The sequence below is a fragment of the Paraburkholderia antibiotica genome (assembly GCF_012927125.1).
Lineage (GTDB): Bacteria > Pseudomonadota > Gammaproteobacteria > Burkholderiales > Burkholderiaceae > Paraburkholderia > Paraburkholderia antibiotica.
Genome location: NZ_JABBFZ010000006.1, coordinates 19069 through 40195, shown reverse-complemented (window position 1 = coordinate 40195; position 21127 = coordinate 19069). Strand labels below are relative to the sequence as shown.

The following is a 21127-nucleotide window of genomic DNA, read 5'->3' as shown; positions in this document are numbered from 1 at the left end:
CAAAAATTCAGGAGACGCCATGAATCAGTATCAGCAAATCGGCTTTATCGGTCTCGGCGTGATGGGCGGTCCGATGTGCACGAATCTCGTGCGCAAATCCGCGTTGCCCGTCCACGTATTCGACACCTCCGCTGAAGCCTTGCAGCGGCTCACGCAAGCCGGTGCCATCGCGCAGGACAGCATCGCCGAGGTGGCGCGCAACGTCGACGTGGTGTTTCTGTCGTTGCCGTCGATCGATCAGGTCGAGACGGTCTGCGCGCAGTTGCGCGGCGCGGGCGACCGGCTGCGTGTGATCGTCGACATGAGCACGAGCGACGTCGCGCGTACGCGGGCGCTTGCCGAATCGCTGGCGCAAGACGGTATCGCCTATGTCGACGCGCCGGTGGCGCGCACCGCCGAGGCGGCCGTCAAGGGCACGCTGCTGATCGCGGTGGGCGGCAGCGAAGCACTGTTCGAGTCGATTCGCCCGCTGCTCGCATGCATGGGCAGCGACATCCTGCATTGCGGCGACGTCGGCGCGGGTCAGATGGTGAAGATCCTCAACAACATGATGGTCTTCATGACGGTGAACGCGCTGTCGGAAATCATCACGATCGGGCGCCGCGCGGGGCTCAAGGGCGACGTGCTGTTCGACATGCTGTCCAAGGGTTCGGCCGACAGCTTCGTGCTGCGCAATCACGGCATGAAGTCGATGGCGCTCGACACGTTCCCCGAGAAAGTCTTTCCGCTGGTCTACGCGATCAAGGATGCGGGCCTCGCATTGACGCTCGCGAAGCAAGGCGATTTCAGCCCGCGCATTGCGCAGTACACCTACGACGTGATGTGCAAGGCACGCGATGCCGGCTTTGGCCAGAACTATCATCCCGCGATCGTGCAGATCGTCGACGGCCGGGCCGGCGCGAACGCGCAATCCGCGGCCTGACGCGAGCGCGCTAGACGTCGCTCGCAAGACCGCCCGCGAGCCGCGGCAGGATCGACGCCACAATCTTGCGCGTGAGCCCCGACGCATGACGTTCGCACCAGATCGACTCCATGCGCACGCTGCCGGCCGTCGCCGGCAGTTCGCGAAAGCGTACGCCCGGAAAAGCGCTGTGCGCATAGGCACGCGGCACTAGCGACACGCCGAAACCGAGTCGCACCATCTGGAAGATCGTCAGCGGATTGCGGGCGGTGTGCCGGAATTCCGGACTGAAGCCGGCCTCGTGGCAGCACGCGACGATCGCGTCGAAAACGGCGGGCCCATGCTCGCGCGACAGTCCGACCATCGCCTCATTCGCGATGTCGACCAGTTTGAAATCCGGCTTGCTGGCGAGCCAGTGACGCTCCGGCACGGCGGCGACGAGCGCCTCGCTGAAGATCGGCACATGGTTCAGCTTCATGCGGTCCGGCCTCACGTGGACGATGCCGAGGTCGAGCGTGCCCTGCGCGACGGCGACGACCTGGTCCTGCGATTGCATGTCGTTGACCGAAATCTCCACGTGCGGAAACGCCTCGTGCATCAGCGTGAGAAAGGTCGGCATCACGCTGAAGAGCGCGGCCGTCGCCACGCCGACGCGCAGCGTGCCGGCATCGCTATTCGCGGTGCGCACGGTCGCGTTGACGGCGGCGCGCAATTGATCGAGCAGCAGCCGGCTCTCGCGAAGAAACACCACGCCGGCATCGGTCAGCCTGACGTCGCGTTTGGTGCGCGCGAATAGCTGCACGCCCATCTCCGTCTCCAACGCCTTGATGTGCTGCGAAAGCGGCGGCTGCGAAATATGCAGCCGCTCGGCGGCACGGCTGAAACTCAATTCCTCCGCGACCGCAACGAAGGAGCGCAGATGCCTCATGTCCATGACGGATTGCCTGTGAACGCGTGATAACGGCAGATTCTATAGCGCATGCCGCGCGCGACGAAGCGCTCGCGCGAAGCCAAACGCAAAAGGCCCGGCAACCAGCCGGGCCGGGTCTTCGGGTTTCCTGCTCCATTGCTCGAACGGAACGCGGACGGACGCCGCACCCCGCGCCGGAGACTAGCCAAGCGCGCGCGTCATCGCACGCACCGGCGTATCGGGCGTCGCGCGCAGCAGCACGTCGAGCACCTCGTCGACGCGCGCCGCCGAGATGTGCAGGCTCGCATTGCCGCGGAATTTGCCGACGATGTCCTCAAGCGACAACGCGCGCTCGCCGCTGCCGAGATTCATCGGTACATGCGCGCGCAGCACGCGGCCGTCGGCAAGCGTCAGCGACACCGCGCCCGAAAAGTACTTCGGAAAACTGGAGTCCTGCTCCGTCACGCACTCGGTTTTCGCGGCGAGCGCGAGGATGTCCGGATCGCGCAGACTCTCGTCGCTGAGTTCGGCGAGCGTGAAATGCCCGCGCGCGAGACACGCGGCCACCACGAACTGGGCACTGAACTTGGCTTCGTAATCGCTCTTCGGCACGATCTTCGCGCTCGCCGGCTCGGCGACGATCGGCAGCGTGGCCTGCGGCAACTCGCAGACGATGCGCGAGATGGCTGCCGTCGCACCGAGTTCGCGTCGCAGTTGCAGCGCGGCCTCCGCGCATCCGTGAATGAAATGGCACACAGGATACGGCTTGATCGACGTATCGAGCAGGGTCCAGTGCGTGCCGAGTTGCTCTGCCACCGAATTGGCATCGACCTCGCTCGCGAGCGCCTGCAGATGCGTGTCGAGCAGCCCGAAGCGGCCCTCGTACGGTCGCCGCGGTCCCGCGAAGCCCGCCTTCGCCATGTGCGCGGCCGTGATGCCGGCCAGCGCGCCCCAGCCCGGATGCATGCGCTTGGTCCACGCGCCGTTCTCGAGAAAGACCTGCACGCCCGACGCGGTGCTCGCCGCGATGCCTTGCGCGCTGACGAGCTGGTCGACGCTCAACCCCAGCAGTTTGCCCGCCACGACGGCCGAGCTGAAATGCGACACGATGCCGGTCGCGTGAAAGCCCACGTGATGGAAGCCGCCCTTCACCGCGCGGCCGAGCCGGATCGCCGTCTCCATGCCGGCGACATACGCGGCGAGCAGCTCCGACCAACTGGCATCGGTCGCTTCGGCGAGCGCGAGCGCGGTCGGCAGACAGGCAACCGACGGATGCACGATGCTGGCCGGATGCGTGTCGTCGAAATCCAGTCCGTGCATCAGATACCCGTTGGCGAGCGCCGCGTCGCGAGGAGCCAGATGCAGATCGCCGCCGATCACAGTGGCGATGCCGGGGCCCGCGGCGGCGCGAATGCCATCGAGGCCGGGGCCGGCAAACGGAAAACGGTGCGAAGCAAAGGCGAGCCCGATCGCATCGACAACGTGATGCAGCGACTTGAGCCGGACGGCTTCGGGAATGGCCTCGAATTGCAGGCCGTGCGCGAACTGCGCGAGCGCTTCGGCGAGATTGCAGGAGGGCGGCTGTAGAGCGGACGTGCTATGCATGGGGTCTCTCGATACTGACATAAGCGGGACGGCCCGCGCGAACCTCGCCGGGCCGTGACAGGCAACTCAATTCAGTGCGCGCGCGGCGTCGCCGATCCGGTAGGTGCGTGCGGCGGTGCGGTAGAACAGATCGTCTTTTTCGGCTTCGCTCGCGTGGGCCGCGAGGCGCTTGAACGCATTCCAGACGGTCGCGTAGCTCGCCGACGTGCGATCCACCGGGAAGTTGCTCTCGAACATGCAGCGGCTCGCACCGAATGCTTCGATCACCGCTTCGACCGTGGCACGCCACGCGTCGGCCAGCGTCGCCGACGACGGTGGTGCCGGCTGGCTCACGAAGTCGTAGCCAAACACCGTGGTGCCGTAGCCGCCGATCTTCATCACGACGTTCGGGCACGCGGCGAGCGGTGCGAGCAGCGGCAGCCATTCGTCGAACGCGGCCCGCTGCTGCCCCGCGTAAGGACCGACGCCGAGCAGCCCGCCGATATGGTCGAGCACGATCGTCGTCTCGGGCACCGCGCGCGCGAGTGCCAGCACGTCTTCCAGTTGCGTGTGATAGACCCACGCGTCGAACGAGAGGCCGAGCTTCGCGAGCCGCCGCATGCCCGCGAGAAACGCGCGGTCCGCATAGAGACCGAGCGGCGGGCGCGGCAACACGCCATGCTGGAACGACTCGTGGCGAGAAGCCGCAACACGCACGCCGCGAAAGCGACCATTACCGGCTTCGATCTGCGCACTCAGCACGTCTTCCACCGCGTCGCCGAGCAGCAGATCGGCGTAGCCGACGATCCCCGCCGCGACCTCAGTCGACGCCCCTCTTGCGCGCGCCGCCTCGGCGAGCCGCACGACCGCCTCGGTTTCGCCGAGCGGCTTCAGGCGTTCGTCGCCCGTCGTGCGGTACTCCCATCCGCACTGCACGTAGACCGTGTTCTCGATCCGGTGACCGGCGCCGGTGTCGCGCAGCAGATCGTCGAGCCCATAGCCGCCCCAATGATGCGAGAAGTGATGGTGCGGATCGATGATGCGGCGCTGCGGCTCCAGCACCGGTTCGACGGCGCTGGCGAGCCATGCGGCGCTCGGATGGCGGGTCGGCAAGCGCGGCGGCTCGTGCTGGACGGCGGCCTGCGTTGATGGGTTCACGACGTGTCTCCTCCGAAGGAAGTAACCAGGGGGCAAGGGGCGGATCGGTACGAGGTATTCGGTATTCGCAACGCAATCCGGCTCGCTCGTTGCGAGCTCGTTGCGGCTCGTCCGATTCATTCGCGAGGCGGATGAATGCTGCGCGAGACGCGGACGATTCATTCGCGCCCGGTGCTCGCTGCGGCACCGTTCAGGCCTCGCGACAAGCATAACCGCATCGTTGCAGCGTCCGGTGGGCTCGATTCATTCGATATGCCTATAGATCTATCGGACACTGCAAATTGTCCTCGCCCCCCTCCCGGGCATACCTTTGCATCCGTGCATTCCGTTGCCCAATCCTTCTCGAGGACACTCACATCATGACTTCCGCTCAGTCGCGACAAATGGCACTGGTCGCTTTCCTGCAGGCGCAGAACTGCACCAACTACGCGGGTTCGTGGCGGCACCCGTCGAGCATGACCGACTACCTGGCGCCCGAGTATTACCAGCGCATCGCCCGCACGCTCGAAGAAGGCTGCTTCGACATGGCGTTCTTCGACGATCGTCTCGCGATGCCCGACATCTACGGCAACAGCTATCGCGACACGGTGCGCTACGGCGTGCGCGCGATCAAGCTCGAACCGACCGCGGTGCTAATGGCGATGGCGATGGTGACCTCGCGCCTCGGCCTCGGCGCGACCTATTCGACGACGTACTACGAGCCCTATCACGTCGCGCGTCTCTTCGCGACGCTCGATCTGATGACGAAGGGCCGGGTCGCGTGGAACGTGGTCACGTCGATGAACGATTCGGAAGCCGCCAATTTCGGCGCCGCCGAGCATCTCGATCACGACGTTCGCTACGACCGCGCGGACGAATTCATGGAAATCGTGATGGGCCATTGGGACACGTGGCGCGAAGGCGCGATCGTCGCCGACAAGCAGGAAAACTATTTTGCCGATCCGTCGAAAGTCACGCGGCTCGACCACAAGGGACGCTTCTTCAATTCGCGCGGCCCGCTGACGGTGCCGCGCTCCGCGCAGGGTCATCCGGTGATCCTGCAGGCCGGTCAAAGCGGCCGCGGGCTCGCGTTCGCCGCGCGCTGGGCCGAAGTCGTGTTCGCCAAGTATCCGACGCTCGCCAACGGCATCAAGCAATACGAAGGACTGAAGTCGCGCGTCGTGCAGGCGGGGCGCCATCCGGATTCGCTGAAGATCTGCGCGGAAGTGAAGATCATCGTCGGCGACACCGAGGCCGAGGCGCGCGAGAAGCACGATCTGATCGCGTCGCTGTCGCGCCCGATCGACGGCCTCACGATGATCGGCGAGACGCTGAACATCGACTTCGCCGGCCGCCCGTACGACCAGCCGTTCACCGACGAGGAACTGGCCCTGGTGTCGTGGCAGAGCCTGCGCGACAAGGTGGTCGAGGTCAGCGGCAAGAAGAATCCGTCGGTCAAGGACTTCGTCGAGGCGTCCGGGCGCGGCACGCTGCGCGACGGTCCGTGCTTCGTCGGCACCGGCAGCCAGGTGGCCGAGCAGATGATCGAATGGTTCGACAAGGCCTGCGACGGCTTCGTGCTGTCCGCGACCTATGTGCCGGGCACCTACGAGGACATCGTGCGTCTGGTGGTGCCGGAACTGCAGAAGCGCGGCGTATTCCGCAAGGGCTACGGCGAGAGCACGCTGCGCAGTCATCTGGGGCTGCGCAAGCCGCTCGCGGGCGACTGGCGCACGCCGTCGTGACCATCGGCGCCACGAACCACACAGGAGAACACGTCGAAATGACGGCGAAGACAGTACGCATGATGTCGGCGAGCGGCATCCTCGGATACGGCTTTCCGGAGGCCTCGATCCGGGCGGCGATGGAGCGCAGGCCGCATATGTTCGGCGTCGACGGCGGCAGCTCCGACCCGGGCCCGTATTACCTCGGCTCCGGCAAGACGCTGAACTCGCGGCTCGCCATGAAGCGCGACCTGTCGCTGCTGCTGCGCGCTGCGATCGCCGCAGGCGTGCCGATGATGGTCGGCACGGCGGGCGGCGCGGGCGGTGAACCGCATCTGCAGGTCTGCGCGGAGATCGTGCGCGAAATCGCCCGCGAGCACGATCTGCACTTCCGGATGGCGCTGATCCATGCCGAGCAGCCGAAGGACTACCTGAAGCAACGGCTCGCGCAAGGCCGCATTCGCGCGCTCGACGACGCGCCGCCGCTCGATGCGCAGGCGCTCGACGACGCCACGCGCATCGTCGGCATGATGGGCCCGGAACCTTATCGCGCGGCGCTCGAAGCGGGCGCGCAGGTCATCCTCGGCGGACGCGGCACCGACCCGTCGCCGTGGGTCGCGCTGGCGATGCATCACGGCATGCCGGCCGCGTCGTCGTGGTACGCCGGCAAGATGCTGGAATGCGCGTGCAACGCGGCGATTCCGAAGAAGCACGACTGTCTGCTCGTGACCGTCGGCGAGGACTACGTCGAGGCCGAGCCGATGAATCCGGAGCTGCGCTGCACGCCGCTGTCGGTGGCGGTGCAGGCGCTGCACGAGACCGCGAGTCCGGTGATCCGTCACGAACCGGGCGGGCTCGTCGACACCGCGGATTGCCGCATCGAAGCCGTGACGGATCGGGTGGTGCGCGTCACCGGCATGCGCTGGCAACCGCAGCCGTACTCGATCAAGCTCGAAGGCGTGCGCAGCGTCGGCTTCAGCGCGGTGACGTTCGCCGCAACGCGCGACCCCGGCCTGATCGCGCAGATCGATACGTTCGTCGAGTTCGTGCGCGAATCGACGCGCACCAAGGTGACGGCGCTCGGCATCGACCCCGCCTCTTATCAACTGGTGCTGCGCGTGTATGGCCGCAACGGCGTGATGGGCGCGTGGGAGCCCACGCGCGACGTGGTGCCCATCGAGATGACGATCGTCGCCGAGGTGATCGGCACCACCCAGGAGATCGCCAACGCGGCGCTCTCGCTCGCGCGCGTGACGCTGCTGCACTCCGATTTCGCCGGGCGCATGTGCCGCGAGGGCAACATGGCGTTCCCGTTTTCGCCGTCCGATATCGAACGCGGTGAGATCTACGAATTCATGCTGCAGCACGTCGTGTTGCCGGACGATCCGCTCGAAATGTTTCCGATCGAATACGAGGAGGTGTGACGATGGCCCGTCTCAAAGACATCGCCAAGGCCTGCAAGAGCAAGAACGCGGGGCCGTTCCATATCACGCTCGACATCATGTTCGACGACGCGGCGCTGTACGAGAAGGTCCGCGCGTCGGGCGTGATCGACGCGCGTCTCATCGCGTCGCTCTATCACGTCGACGTCGAACAGGTGCGCTTTACCGAGTATCCGCCGGCGCTGGCGTGGAAAGCGACGCTGCCGCGCCGCATCGCGTCCGGGGCGATCGGCGACACCGACATCTACGGCGCGCAGCAGCATGCGCCGCTGCTCGATATCGACGTGCCGCTCTAGGACGCGACGGCACCGGTTCGAGCCAACGAACAATCAGGGAAGGTCAATCGATATGCCACACGCCAATTCAATGATGGAAACCTGCACGGCACGCGAGCCGGACGACGATGCCGCGCTATCCGGTTCGCTACTCGACTCGGCCGCCGGCGCGGTGCGGGCGCGGCGGCCTGCCGCTCGACCTGCGGCACCGGCTCCGGCCTCTGCTTCCGCCATTGCCTCCGCTCCGCTCGCCGCGAGCACGCGCCGCGGCCACGCCGCCACACCGCAGTTCGACACCGTCCCCGCGGCGATCCGCGCGATCGAACGTGGCGAGTTCGTGATCGTCGTCGACGACGAGGATCGCGAGAACGAAGGCGATCTGATCATCGCCGCCGATGCGGTGACGCCCGAAACGCTGGCGTTCATGGTGCGTCACACGAGCGGCCTCATCTGCGTGGCGATGCCGGCACGCGTGCTGGACCGTCTGCAATTGCCGCCGATGGTGCAGCAGAACGACGAGCCGTTTCGCACCGCGTTCGCGGTCAGCGTCGATTTGCGCGTCGGCGTGACAACGGGCATTTCCGCGGCCGACCGCGCGGCGACGATCCGCGCGCTCGCGTCGGCGAAATCGACGGCCCACGATTTCGTGCGCCCCGGTCACGTGTTTCCGCTGCGCGCCCACGAAGGCGGCGTCACCGAACGCCCCGGCCATACCGAGGCGGCCTACGACCTCGTGCGGCTCGCCGGACGCGGCTATGCGGGCGTGCTGTGCGAACTCGTCAACGACGACGGCAGCATGGCGCGGCGTCCCGATCTCGTGCGCTTTGCCGTCGCGCACGGCATCACGGTCATTTCGATCGCACAACTGCTCGCCTATTGCGGCGCCGCGGAAACCGCCTGAACGCACGGAGAAACAGCATGAGCAGTATCGATAGCAAAAGCCTGCGCAACACGCTCGGCGCGTTCACGACAGGGGTCACGGTGATCACCACCGTGGATGCCGAAGGCCGGCGTTTCGGCGTGACCGCGAATTCGTTCAGCTCGGTGTCGCTCGATCCACCGCTCGTGCTGTGGAGCCAGTCGACGACCTCGCGCAGCCATCCGGCGTTTCGCGATACCGGACGCTTCGTCGTCAACATCCTCGCCGTCGATCAGATCGCGGTATCGGATCGCTTCGCGCGCTCGGGCGACGACAAGTTCGTCGGCGTCGATATCGACGAAGGTCTCGACGGTCTGCCGATCATTCGCGGCGCGGCGGCGTTTCTCGAATGCCGCAAGGTCGCGACGTATCCGGGCGGCGATCACGTGGTGTTCCTCGGTCACGTCGAAAATATGTTTCGCGGCGAACGGCCTCCGCTTGCTTTCCGCGACGGCCGCTACCTGACGCATCTCGCGCACGCGCTGGCCGAAGTGTAGGAGTGTTGGCTCGTGGCGGCGCCGTCGATATCTTTCGGCACGGCACGACGCGGTACGACACATCGCGCCGCGACGCGACATGCGCGGGTGGTGTTTGGGCCGTGTTTTGGTCGTGCGTTGCCTGTATCCGGGCCGTATGCGGCGCACGCGCGGCGCGCCTTTCGTCGAGCCCGACATGCATCGCCCCAACGCAGCGGCTACGCGTTTTTCCCTACACAATCACGCCGTTTCCGCACTGATTCGCGACGAGGCTGCGTGCTACCATCGCCGCTACGGTTTCGCTGCCGAACCTTGCCTCACTCTTGCCGACCGATGCGTTCGAGGCGCGCCGGGCCGCCCGTCACGCGCCGACCCTTGCCCCGCTGCGCTTCGCCTGACCCCATGGACAATCCCTCGTTCCGCTTCCACCTCCCCGAACTCGAAACGTTTCTGGTCGTACTGGAAGAGGGGCAATTCAGCAAGGCGGCCGAGCGGCTCTGCATTTCCCAGCCCACCGCATCGAGTCGCGTGAAAAAACTGGAGTCCGTGCTGCGCGTGCAGTTGCTCGTGCGCACCACGCGCAGCGTCGAACCGACCGAAGAAGGCCGGCTGCTGCAAGCGGCCGCGAGCGACGCCCTCAGCGGTCTCTACGACGTGCTGCGCCAGTTCCGCGGCCGCTCCGAGGCGGCGCGCAATCGCGTGGTCGTGGCCGCCACGCCGATGATCGCCGCGACTTTTCTGCCGCAGATCATCCACTCCTATTGCGAGCGCTTTCCCGACGTCAGCGTGCAGCTCAAGGACATGCCGTACGAAAGCATGCTGAAGACGATCGCCGACGGCACCGCCGATCTCGGCGTCGCGGCGGTCGACGGCGACCACGACAATCTGCTGTTTCGCCCGCTCGCCGAGGAACCGGTCGTGCTGATGGCACCCGCCGCTCATCCGATCACCCGGCTCGACAAAGTGACGGTGGAGATGCTGCTGCCTTATCGGCTGATCCTGCTCGCACGCTACGGCGATCTGCGGCAACGGCTCTCGCGCGCCTTCGACGAGCGCGGCGCCGTGTTCGACGCGGCCACGGCCGCGACATTGCCGACCCTGCTCGGCATGATCGACACCGGCGGCTTTCTCACCTTCATGCCGCGTTCGCTCGCGGAGTCGAACGCAAGGCGCAATCGCGCGACGCTCGAACTCGCCGACTTCCATGCGACGCGCTGCTACGGCAGCATCGTCACGCGCAAATCGGTGCCGACCTCGGCGATCAAGAGCTTTCGCGAACATCTGCACAAGGAATTCCCAGGTTTCATGCACGAGGCGGGCGCGGAGTCGTAAGCGGTCGGCGGCTCACTGTTTGCCGTTTGCCGTTTGCCGTTTGCCGTTTGCGGCGAGTGAAGCGTAACGCGTGACGTGCGGCGCAGCTTGCCGGCACCCATGCCACGCGTCGGCGCGAACATCGCCACGGCGAAGTTGCATCGCTGTGCCCTCTTCCAACGAAAAAAGCGCCACGGTCGCAAAACCGTGACGCCTTACAGTAAGTCTCGACGCCGCGCGTCGATGCAATGCAATGCAATGCGATGCGACACCCCGTACTTACGGCGTCCCGCTGCCAACCACCGATGCCCCCGCGACAACCGTATCGTTACCGCCGAGCGTGCGCTCGCCGACATAGCCGACCGCATGAGCGCGGTGACGCAGCCTGACGTAACCGATACCACCGAGCGTCGCGATGGACCCCGCCACCGACACCATCCCGGCCAGATACCACCATGAGCCGGTCGAATGCATCAGCCATTCGGCGATCAGCGGTGTCGGCGCGCTGAACAGGATCGACGCGATCGCGCCCGATACCGCCACGCCGGTATAGCGATACTCCGCCGGGAACAACTCGGCGCTCATGCTGCCGACTACGCCATACGTGGTGACCTGGCCGCAGACCATCGTGACCGACAACGCGATGCCGACCAGCAGCGGAGTGGCCGTATTGAGCATCAGAAACAGCGGCACGCTACAGAACACCGCGAACAGCGTCCCGAAGAAGAACACGCGATGCGCACCGACACGATCCGCGTAAGAACAGACGAGCGGAAAGGCGATCAGGTCGATCAGCGAGGCGATCATCACCAGATTGAAGGTGGTGGCCTGCGGCATCTTCAGATGGTACGTGGCGTACGACACGAAGTAGGTCGCCACCATGTAGAAGACCACCGCGAACGACGCGGACATCGCGGTCGCCACCAGCGTGGGCAGCTTCGCGTGACGCAGCACGTCGGCGATCGGCAGTTTCACGCGGCGGCCCAACGCCTTCACGCGCTGGAAATCCTCCGACTCCGCGACGCCAAGGCGAATGACCAGACCGATGAGCACGAGCGCGAAACCGGCGATGAACGGCACGCGCCATCCCCACGCGAGACGTTGCTCGGGCGGCAGCAGGCCGACGAGCGCCATCGCGCCGGTCGACAGGAAAAGCCCGAAACCGCTGCCCATTTGCGGCGCCGCGCCGTACAGACGCACCTTGTGTCGCGGCGCATTCTCGACGGCCACCAGCACCGCGCCGCCCCATTCGCCGCCGACCGCGAGCCCCTGCAGCAGCCGCAACACTACGAGCAACACCGGCGCGAGCACGCCGATCTGCTGATAGGTCGGCAGTAGTCCGATCGCGCCGGTGGCGACGCCCATCAGCACGAGCGTGAAGATCATCGTCGATTTGCGGCCGATGCGGTCGCCCAGATGGCCAAACACGAACGCGCCGAGCGGCCGCGCCAGAAAGGCGACGCCGAACGACGCAAAGGCAATCAGACGGGCAATGCCGGCATCCTTGTTGGGAAAGAAGAGCGGCCCGAAGTAGAGCGCGGCGGCCGTGCCGTAGATGAAATATTCATACCACTCGACCGACGTGCCCACGCAACTGGAGATGAGCGCGCGGCGCGCCTGCTTGACCTTGTCGACCCCGGTCCGGGTGCCCTGCTCTTTCATGGTGTCTCCTGATCCGAATGTTATTCGCTCAGCCGGGAACCCCGATGCACGGCAGCGGGTCCGGCAGTCGGCTACGTCACATTCTCGTCAAGGGACGACGAGGCATCCATGCGTTGACCAAATAGATTGATTGGATTTTCGGAAGAATGAAAAACGGCGTGGCGCGGATGGGCGCGCGCTCAATCGTCCGTCAGAAAACTCGGATGACTCGTGCGAATCTGATCGATCTGATTCAAGGTCCCCGACAGATGCTTGCGCAGCGCCACCTGCGCGGCCGCCACGTCGCCGCTCGCAATCGCCTCGACGATCTCGGTGTGATCGCGCACCACGGCCGCCGTCTTGCCCTCCACCGGCAAATGCAGACGCCGCAACCGGTCGATATGTCCGCTCAGCCGGCGCACCAGGTCCCACAGTTGCGGCACGGCCGCCGCCTCGTACATCTGCCGATGAAACGCCTGATCGAGCAGCGAGAACTGTTCGTAGTTCTTCAGATCGAGCAGCTCGGTCTGCTTCGCGATGCTCGCGCGCAACTGCGCGATCAGCGCCGCGTCGCGTTGCTCCGCGAGCGTGCGCACCACTTCGAGCTCGATCGAGCGGCGTAGGAAATGCGCCTGCAACGCCGAGGTCACGTTGATCTGACTGACCACCGTCGCGTGCTGCGGATAGATGTCGACGAGCCCCTCCTCGCCGAGCTTCATCAGCGCGTCGCGCACCGGCGTCTGACTCAGACCGTAGCGGCTCGCGAGCTCAGTGCGCGACAGCACCGTGCCCGGCGTCAGTTCGAGGGAAAGGATCATTTCGCGCAGTCGTTCGAAGACTTGCGGCGCGGCGTGGCGGGAGCGGTCGAGGCGCGTCACCGCTGAGGAAGCGTTGTTTTTCATGACGGAAACTGAAGCATAAAAACGCGCGGGCCCGACGTGGCCGCCCGCTGAGGCATTCGTACTATAGCCGACGCAAGCCCCTTCCAGCGGGCTTCCGGCGGATTTACACGGGTCGCCCGAATGAGCGTTTACCCGACTAACGCACTAATATATTAGTGCTTTACTATCCGTTCATCCCAGTCCGAACCTCTTATTGCCGATTGCCATCATGACTCGCGACATCACCATCACGCAGGTGCGAATCACGCCCATCGCCTTTCGCGACGGCCCGCTGCTGAACGCCGCCGGGATCCACGAACCCTGGGCGTTGCGCGCCATCCTCGAGCTGGAAACGAGCGACGGCCGCGTCGGCATCTCCGAAACCTACGGCGACGAACCGATGCTGCGCGTGCTCGAACAGGCGAAGTCGCTGGTGATCGGCCTGTCGCCGTTCGACCTCAACCGCATGGAAGAACGCGTGCGCGCCACGATCAAGGCGAGCCCCGGCGCGGTCGAGTTCGAACTCGCGCCCGGCTCGCATGCGGCGAAGAACGCGCCGAAGGTCATCAGCACGCTCGAGGTCGCGATGCTCGACCTGCAAGGGCAGATCGTCGGCGCGCCGATCGTCGACCTGCTCGGCGGCAAGGTGCGCGACGCGGTGCCCTACAGCGCCTACCTGTTCTTCAAGTACGCCGAGCACGTCGAAAAGCCCTATGCGCCGGATGCGTGGGGCGAAGGCATCAGCCCCGGGCAGATCGTCGCGCAGGCCCGCCGGATGATCGAGCTATACGGCTTCCAGAGCATCAAGCTGAAAGGCGGCGTGTTCGAGCCCGCGCATGAGATCGCGTGTATGCGCGCGCTGCATCAGGCGTTTCCCGGCGTGCCGCTGCGGCTCGATCCAAACGCCAACTGGACGCTCGAAACCAGCATCGCGGCCGCGCCGGAACTCGATGAACTGCTCGAGTACTACGAAGACCCGTGCCCGGGACTCGCGGGCATGGCCGAACTCGCGAAGCACACGCGCCTGCCGCTCGCGACCAACATGGTCATCACCACGATGGACGATTTCCGCCGCGGCGCCGAAATGGGTTCGGTGAAGGTGCTGCTGTCGGATCACCACTACTGGGGCGGTCTGCGCGCCACGCAAACGCTCGCGCGCATGTGCAAGCTGTGGGACCTCGGGATGTCGATGCATTCGAACTCGCACCTCGGCATCAGCCTGATGGCGATGACCCACGTCGCGGCAAGCATTCCGAATCTGACCTACGCGTGCGATACGCACTACCCGTGGCAGGAAGAAGAAGTGATCAAGGGCGGCCGCGTGCGCTTCGACAACGGCGCGGTCCGCGTACCGACCGCGCCGGGTCTCGGCGTCGAACTCGATCGCGAGCGGCTCGCCGAGCTGCACGCGCAGTACCTGTCGTGCGGCGTGCGCAATCGCGACGACCTCAAACAGATGCGCAAGTACGACCCGAGCTTCAGCGGCAAGAACCCGCGGTTTTAACGCGCTGAGTCGAATCGACACGCGGATTCGGACGACACCTTCGAATCCGCGTCAGTCGATTCGTGCTTTCGATCCGCCCGCCCGCTTCGTCGCGGACATCCGGCACACGGTATGCGGCGCACGGCAAGCGAACCGCGCGGCCCCCGAAGGAGACAACCCCATGAACCGACCCACCACGGACGCGGCCCGGCAAGACCGCGCCAGCGTGCTGGCGAGCGCCGTTAGCAAGATCAAGTGGCGCGTGCTGCCGCTCTTCGTCGTGATGTTCATCGTCAACTACATCGACCGGGTGAACATCGGCTTCGTGCGCCAGCATCTGAGCGCCGATCTCGGCATCGGCGCGGCGGCCTACGGACTGGGCGCGGGGCTTTTCTTCATCAGCTATGCGATCTTCGAAGTGCCGTCGAATATCCTGCTGCAGCGCTTCGGCGCGAAGCTGTGGCTGACGCGGATCATGCTCACGTGGGGGCTCGCCGCGGTCGGCATGGCGTTCGTGCGCGGCGAAACCTCGTTCTACGCGATGCGTCTGCTGCTCGGTGCGGCTGAAGCGGGCTTCTTTCCCGGCGTCATCTATTACTTCACGCAATGGCTGCCGGGCAATGAGCGCGGCAAGGCGATGGCGATTTTCCTGAGCGGCTCCGCGCTCGCATCGGTGCTGTCCGGACCGATCTCGGGCGGGCTGATGCTGATCCAGGGCGGCGGCCTGCGCGGCTGGCAGTGGATGTTCGTGATCGAGGGCATGTTCTCGGTGGTGCTGGCCGGCTTCATCTGGCTGTGGCTCGATTCGAAGCCGCGCGACGCGAAGTGGTTGAGCCGCGCCGAGCAGGACGCCGTCGTCACCGAGATCGACGACGAGCAACGCCGCCGCGCGTCGATGCACGCAGTCAAGCCGTCGCTGTGGGCGCTGCTGCGCGATCCGCAGATCCTGATCTTCTGCCTGATCTACTTCGCGGTATCGCTGACCATTTATGGCGCGACCTTCTGGCTGCCGAGCATCATCCGCAAGATGGGCCATTTCAACGATCTGCAGGTCGGCCTGTTCAACTCGATTCCGTGGCTGATCTCGATCGCGGCGATGTATGTGTTCGCGATGCTGGCCGCGCGCTTCAAGTATCAGCAGGCGTGGGTCGCATGCGTGCTGCTGATCGCCGCGGCCGGCATGTATGCGGCTGGCCAGGGCGGCCCGGTGTTTTCGTTCGTCGCGATCTGCTTTGCGGCGATCGGCTTCAAGGCGGCCTCGTCGCTGTTCTGGCCGATTCCGCAGGGCTATCTCGACGCGAGGATTTCGGCGGCGGTGCTGGCGCTGATCAATTCGATCGGCAATCTCGGCGGCTTCGTCGCGCCAGCGACGTTCGGCCTGCTCGAACAGAAGACCGGCTCGATCGAAGGCGGGCTCACCGGACTCGCGGTGATGTCGGTGGTCGCCGCCGGCGTGGTGTTCCTGTCGCGGATGAGTCCACGAGAAGGCTTGCCTGCTGCCGCGCGCAAAGCACATTAGGCGCATTGGACACATCAAGCGCATCGAAGCGAATAGACAACCATTCCTATTACTCTCGGAGACACGGTGAAAACACTAGAAGCCAACGCGTCCGCTGCCCGCACGGCCGTCGGACGATATCGCTGGACCATTTGCGCGATGATCTTCGCGGCCACGACGATCAACTACATGGATCGTCAGATGCTTGGCCTGCTCGCGCCGCTGCTGCAGAAAGACATCGGCTGGACACAGGTGCAATACGCGCAGACGGTGATGGTGTTTACGGTCACGTATGCGATCGGTCTGGCGATCTTCGGGCGCATCGCCGATCGCGTCAGCACCAAGGTGGTCTACGGCAGCGCGATGGCGATGTGGAGCCTCGCCGCGATGCTGCACGCGGTGGCCGCGACCGTACCCGGTTTCGCGGCCGTGCGCGGCCTGCTCGGCTTCGGCGAAGCGGCCAATTTTCCGGTCGCGATCCGCACCACCGCCACGTGGTTCCCGAAGAAGGAACGCGCTCTGGCGACGGGCTTCTGGAACATGGGCGCGACGATCGGCGGCATCGTCGCGCCGGCCTTCGTGCCGATCGCCGCGCTCACGTGGGGCTGGCGAGCGACCTTCGTCGCCGGCGGCGCGACCGGCTTCATCTGGCTCGCGGTGTGGCTGCTGGTGTATCGGCAGCCGGGGCAACATCCGTCGGTGTCGAAGGAAGAATTCGATTACATCAACGCGGATCGCGACGAAGTCGTCGAGCAACGGGTCGGCTGGCTGTCGGTGCTGAAGTACCGTGAAACGTGGGCGTTTGTCGTCGGCAAGCTGCTGACCGATCCGGTCTGGTGGTTCTATCTGTTCTGGCTGCCGAAGTGGCTCAACGAGTCGCGCCACATCGACATCGGCAATATGGGTTTGCCGCTGATCGCGATCTACACGATGGCGTCGGTGGGCAGCGTGGCGGGCGGCTGGCTGTCGTCGCGTTTGATGGCGCGCTCGAACCGGCCGAACTTCGCGCGCAAGATCGCGATGCTGGTGTGCGCGTTGTGCGTGGTGCCGATCGCGACGCTGTCGTATTTCCAGAGCCTGTGGTTCGCGGTGTTCGCGGTTGGACTCGCCGCGGCCGCGCACCAGGGGTGGTCGGCGAATCTGGTCACCACCGTCGGCGACGTGTTTCCGAAGCGGCTCGTCGGCACGGTGGTCGGGATTGGCGGCGTCGCGGGAATGGTCGGCTCGTTCTTCTTCTCGGGCGTGATCGGCGAAACCTTGCAGCGTACCGGGCAATACTGGGCGCTGTTTGCGGTCGGCGCCTCCGCGTATCTGGTCGCGCTCGGCATCATTCATCTGCTGATGCCGCGGATGACACCGGTCAAGCTGCGGGACTGACATCCCGCGTGGCGTGAAGGCGAGGCGAAGGGTGTGCGTTCGCTTTCGCCTTCGCTTGTGCCTTCGCCAAACGTCAGCGTTTCAGCAACCCTTGCCGGACTGAACCGGGGTCACAGTTTTAGGCGGCCGCGCACGCGTCGCGAGCCAGCACAGAATCGAACCGCCGCACACCATCAGCGCGCCCTGCCAGAATCCGACCGACAGCGGCGCATGCAGCACCAGCGCGGCCAACGCGGCCGACAGCACCGGAATGAAATACGACGCGCCGGCCAGCACCGTCACGTTGCCGTGCAGAATGCCGACGTTCCATGCAGCGTAGCCGAAGCCCATCGCCGACGCGGCCAACACCAGATAGACGATCGCGTGAGGGCTGAGCGTCATCGCGCCGCCACCCTGGAGGCCGTACTTGATCCACAGCACGGCGGCAACCAGCATGAAGAACAGCGTGACGCCGTTCTTGCCGTTGGCGATCCGCGCGGTCACCGTGCAATAGGCGGCCCAGATCAACGCGCCGGCCAACGCGAGGCCGTAGCTGAGCGGGTTGTCCTTCACGTTGGCCAGCATGCCCGCCAGGTCCAGCCCCTGATCGCCGCCGAGCACCCGGCAGATGCCGAGCATCGACAGCAGAAAGCCCGGCACCACCAGCAGGCTGGCCCGCTGGCGGTTGAACAGGATCGCCGACACCAGCGTGAAGGTCGGCCACAGATAGTTGACCATGCCGACCTCGATCGCCTGTCGGCCACTGTTCGCATAGCCAATGGACAGCGACAGGCACAGCTCGTAGGCGACGAACAGCAGACTGCCCCACAGCAGATAGCTGCGCGGAAATTCCCTGAGCTTCGGAAAGCCGACCGAGAACCACAGGAATACGGACGCCACCGTATATATCATCGCCGCGCCGCCGGTCGCGCCGAGGCTTTCGCTGACGCCGCGAATCAGCGCGACGATCGAGGCCCACAACAGCACCGCGATCAAGCCGATAAGCGTTGCCTTCCTCTTGCTCTTCATACTCCTCGCCTGCTTCAGATCATTCGATTCCATCGGCGCACGCCGCGCCGGACCGCAATCATAACCGCTCGACCCCGACCGGCAGCGGCCTTGCTGAACGCCGCCGCGCGCGTCGAACATCCGGCGGTCCAAGGAGCGCGGCCGGATACGCAGCTCTGCCGCGTTGCAAACGTCGCGGGAGTATTTCTCGATACACTCGATACCACGTCTCGCCCTCGCGCCATCGTTGTTCCCTTGAACCTTAAAACCGCGCCGTACCTCCGGCGCGCTCGCCACGAGAACCGTCATGAACCTCGATCCCTCCATCGTTGCCGCATTCATCCCGACGGGCACACTACGCGCGTCGATCAATCTCGGCAACCCGATTCTCGCCAACCGGGACGCCGACTCCGGCGCGCCGTTCGGCGTGTCGATCGACCTCGCACGCGCCTTCGCCGCGAAGCTGAATGTCGAACTGGAACTGGTGGTCTTCGATACGGCTGCCCAATCAGTCGCGGCCGTCAACGAAGAACGCGCGGATTTCGGCTTCTTCGCCGTCGATCCGCTGCGCGGCGAGAAGATCGCGTTCACCGCGCCCTATGTGTTGATCGAAGGCTTCTATATGGTGCGCGACGACTCGCCGATAAAAACCAATCGCGACGTGGACCAGACAGCTCACCGCGTGGTCGTCGGTAAAGGCAGTGCCTACGATCTGTTTCTCACGCGCGAACTGAAGGCCGCGCAGATCGTGCGCGCGCCGAGTTCGCCGAGCGTCGTGCCGACCTTCATCGAGCAACATCTGGAAGTGGCGGCTGGCGTCAAACAGCAACTCGAAGCCGATGCGCGCAAAACCGCCGGCCTGCGGCTGCTCGACGAACGGTTCATGGTGATCCAGCAGGCGATGGGGACGCCGAAGAGCCGCGGCGAAACGGCGGCTGGGGCGCTGCGTGAGTTCGTCGAAGAGATGAAAGCGACGGGCTTCGTCGCCGAGGCGCTGGCGCGACATGGGATCGCGGGCGCATCGGTGGCGCCGGCGGCATAGCGAGCGTTTGCAGGCACTGGTCCCACGACGCTCGCTGCGCGCGGCCAGTGCCTTCGATGTTCGAGCCGTTCTGTTCTCCCCCTTTCCTCCGCATCGACTTGCCGCCTTGATCGCCGAAGACCCTTGTCTTCGACCCGGCGCTTGCTTTACATCTAGCGATCCGGCGGAATCCCTCCGCTGACGATCGCGCCGTCTGAACTATCGCCTTGGCGCGCGCGATTCATCGCTAGCTTCTGCCCCTTCCTCCCAACACCCTCGCCACCTTCCCCGCTTCCCGACCAAGGGATTTTCCTGGTCCGTGCCGCACGCAAAGCCATTGCACTGCGATTTTTTTATCGCCACAATTCATAACCGTTCAAATTAATATCAATATGTTCATTTATGAACATAAGAGAGACGAAGTGCTGAGGATCGGGATCAACGGTGGCGGTATCGGCGGCCTCGCGGCGGCCATTGCGTTGCACAAGCAGGGCCACGACGTCGTCGTGTTCGAACAGGCCGAGCGCTTCGGGCGCGTCGGCGCCGATATCAACCTGACGCCGAACGCGGTGCGCGCGCTCGACGGCCTCGGCATCGGCGCGACCTTGCGCGAGACCGCCGCGCGGCCGTCGGCACGCATCAGCCGCATGTGGGATACCGGCGCGGTGACGTCGCATCTGCCGATGTCCGATGAAGCCGAGATCAAATACGGCGCACCGCAACTGACGATGCACCGCGCGGACGTGATCGCCGCGCTCGAAGCCGCGATGCCCGCCGGCGCGTTGCGGCTCGGCCAGCGCGTGACGAAGCTCGCGCAGGAAGATGGCGCGGCGAGTCTGACGCTTGCCGACGGCACCGGGCAGCGCTTCGATCTCGTGATCGGCGCGGACGGCATCCATTCGGGCGTGCGCGAATTCATCCTCGGCCCGGACGCGCCGCAGTTCACCGGCATCGTGTCGTATCGCGCGGTGGTGCCGGCCACGCGTCTCGCGAGCCTCGACACCAGCGCCTTCGTCAAATGGTGGGGCCCGACGCCGGAAGCGCAGATCGTCACGTTCCCGCTGAATCGCGGCCGCGACGTGTTCATCTTCGCGACCACCGCGCAGACCGACTGGACCAACGAATCGTGGACCGCGCCGGGCGACCCCGACGCGCTGCGCGACGCCTACAAGCACTTCCACGCCGATGCGAAAACGCTGCTCGCCGCCTGCGATACCGTGCTCGCCTCGGCGCTCTATGTGCGCGATCCGCTGCCGCAGTGGAGTCGCGGCAACTTCACGCTGCTCGGCGACGCCTGCCATCCGATGATGCCGTTCATGGCGCAAGGCGCGGGCATGGCGATCGAAGATGCGGTCGTGCTGTCGCGCGCGCTCGCCGACGCGTCCACCGCGACGCTCGATACCGCGCTCGCACGCTACGAGAACGCGCGCCGCGAACGTACCGCGCGCATCCAGATCGGCTCGCGCGGCAACAACTGGCTGAAGGAAGGCGGCAACGGCGACTGGGTCTATGGTTACGATGCGTGGACGGTTCCTGTGGCATGATCCCACTCCCGCGCCC

Annotated in this window: 18 protein-coding genes; 12 read left to right on the top strand and 6 right to left on the bottom strand. The window is 65.4% G+C overall.

What is annotated here, in order from left to right:
• The first annotated feature begins 19 nt into the window (after positions 1-19).
• The gene (locus HHL14_RS12740; RefSeq protein ID WP_169497971.1) at positions 20-922 is read left to right on the top strand and encodes an NAD(P)-dependent oxidoreductase; all 903 of its coding nucleotides are present in this window, start codon (positions 20-22) and stop codon (positions 920-922) included.
• 10 nt (positions 923-932) lie between these two features.
• Here HHL14_RS12740 and HHL14_RS12735 read toward each other — a convergent pair whose 3' ends face one another.
• The 3 genes from HHL14_RS12735 to HHL14_RS12725 all read right to left on the bottom strand — a co-directional run bounded on the left by HHL14_RS12735 (position 933) and on the right by HHL14_RS12725 (position 4553).
• Positions 933-1835, bottom strand: coding sequence for a LysR family transcriptional regulator (locus HHL14_RS12735; protein ID WP_169497970.1), 903 nt, complete (start codon positions 1833-1835; stop codon positions 933-935).
• A 177-nt stretch (positions 1836-2012) separates the two neighbouring features.
• Complete coding sequence (locus tag HHL14_RS12730; RefSeq protein WP_169497969.1) at positions 2013-3416, bottom strand: MmgE/PrpD family protein; 1404 nt, start codon at positions 3414-3416, stop codon at positions 2013-2015.
• Positions 3417-3482: 66 nt separating this feature from the next.
• The gene (locus HHL14_RS12725; RefSeq protein ID WP_329601650.1) at positions 3483-4553 is read right to left on the bottom strand and encodes an amidohydrolase family protein; all 1071 of its coding nucleotides are present in this window, start codon (positions 4551-4553) and stop codon (positions 3483-3485) included.
• Positions 4554-4912: 359 nt separating this feature from the next.
• On the opposite strand from HHL14_RS12725, the gene HHL14_RS12720 reads away from it, so the two are divergent.
• The 6 genes from HHL14_RS12720 to HHL14_RS12695 all read left to right on the top strand — a co-directional run bounded on the left by HHL14_RS12720 (position 4913) and on the right by HHL14_RS12695 (position 10700).
• Positions 4913-6277, top strand: a complete 1365-nt coding sequence (locus tag HHL14_RS12720) for an LLM class flavin-dependent oxidoreductase (protein ID WP_206002300.1) — start codon at positions 4913-4915, stop codon at positions 6275-6277.
• 38 nt (positions 6278-6315) lie between these two features.
• On the top strand, positions 6316-7680 hold the full coding sequence (locus HHL14_RS12715) for an acyclic terpene utilization AtuA family protein (protein ID WP_230413014.1): 1365 nt from the start codon (positions 6316-6318) through the stop codon (positions 7678-7680).
• A 2-nt stretch (positions 7681-7682) separates the two neighbouring features.
• Positions 7683-7994: a DUF4387 domain-containing protein gene (locus HHL14_RS12710; RefSeq protein ID WP_169497967.1), complete on the top strand. Its 312-nt coding sequence runs from the start codon at positions 7683-7685 to the stop codon at positions 7992-7994.
• A 52-nt stretch (positions 7995-8046) separates the two neighbouring features.
• Positions 8047-8874, top strand: coding sequence for a 3,4-dihydroxy-2-butanone-4-phosphate synthase (ribB, locus tag HHL14_RS12705; protein ID WP_230413013.1), 828 nt, complete (start codon positions 8047-8049; stop codon positions 8872-8874).
• A gap of 17 nt (positions 8875-8891) precedes the next feature.
• Complete coding sequence (locus tag HHL14_RS12700; protein WP_169497966.1) at positions 8892-9389, top strand: flavin reductase family protein; 498 nt, start codon at positions 8892-8894, stop codon at positions 9387-9389.
• Positions 9390-9770: 381 nt separating this feature from the next.
• Entirely contained in the window at positions 9771-10700 is a 930-nt protein-coding gene (locus HHL14_RS12695; protein WP_169497965.1) for a LysR family transcriptional regulator, read from the top strand.
• A gap of 258 nt (positions 10701-10958) precedes the next feature.
• On the opposite strand, the gene HHL14_RS12690 is transcribed toward HHL14_RS12695, so the two are convergent.
• Both HHL14_RS12690 and HHL14_RS12685 read right to left on the bottom strand, forming a co-directional pair.
• Complete coding sequence (locus HHL14_RS12690) at positions 10959-12341, bottom strand: MFS transporter (RefSeq protein WP_169497964.1); 1383 nt, start codon at positions 12339-12341, stop codon at positions 10959-10961.
• Positions 12342-12520: 179 nt separating this feature from the next.
• On the bottom strand, positions 12521-13222 hold the full coding sequence (locus HHL14_RS12685) for a GntR family transcriptional regulator (protein WP_169497963.1): 702 nt from the start codon (positions 13220-13222) through the stop codon (positions 12521-12523).
• A gap of 208 nt (positions 13223-13430) precedes the next feature.
• On the opposite strand from HHL14_RS12685, the gene HHL14_RS12680 reads away from it, so the two are divergent.
• The 3 genes from HHL14_RS12680 (at position 13431) to HHL14_RS12670 (ending at position 17559) form a co-directional block, all read left to right on the top strand.
• A complete protein-coding gene (locus HHL14_RS12680; RefSeq protein ID WP_169497962.1) occupies positions 13431-14705 on the top strand; it encodes a glucarate dehydratase family protein in 1275 nt (424 codons plus the stop codon).
• A gap of 160 nt (positions 14706-14865) precedes the next feature.
• Positions 14866-16203 carry an MFS transporter gene (locus HHL14_RS12675; protein WP_169497961.1) on the top strand — a complete coding sequence of 446 codons (1338 nt, stop codon included), beginning with the start codon at positions 14866-14868 and terminating at the stop codon, positions 16201-16203.
• 66 nt (positions 16204-16269) lie between these two features.
• Positions 16270-17559 carry an MFS transporter gene (locus tag HHL14_RS12670; protein ID WP_169497960.1) on the top strand — a complete coding sequence of 430 codons (1290 nt, stop codon included), beginning with the start codon at positions 16270-16272 and terminating at the stop codon, positions 17557-17559.
• An 81-nt stretch (positions 17560-17640) separates the two neighbouring features.
• On the opposite strand, the gene yddG is transcribed toward HHL14_RS12670, so the two are convergent.
• Complete coding sequence (yddG, locus tag HHL14_RS12665) at positions 17641-18567, bottom strand: aromatic amino acid DMT transporter YddG (RefSeq protein WP_169497959.1); 927 nt, start codon at positions 18565-18567, stop codon at positions 17641-17643.
• Between the two features lie 286 nt (positions 18568-18853).
• On the opposite strand from yddG, the gene HHL14_RS12660 reads away from it, so the two are divergent.
• Together HHL14_RS12660 and HHL14_RS12655 are read left to right on the top strand one after the other, a co-directional pair.
• Positions 18854-19588: an ABC transporter substrate-binding protein gene (locus HHL14_RS12660; protein WP_169497958.1), complete on the top strand. Its 735-nt coding sequence runs from the start codon at positions 18854-18856 to the stop codon at positions 19586-19588.
• 401 nt (positions 19589-19989) lie between these two features.
• The gene (locus tag HHL14_RS12655; RefSeq protein ID WP_329601649.1) at positions 19990-21111 is read left to right on the top strand and encodes an FAD-dependent monooxygenase; all 1122 of its coding nucleotides are present in this window, start codon (positions 19990-19992) and stop codon (positions 21109-21111) included.
• Positions 21112-21127: the final 16 nt, after the last annotated feature.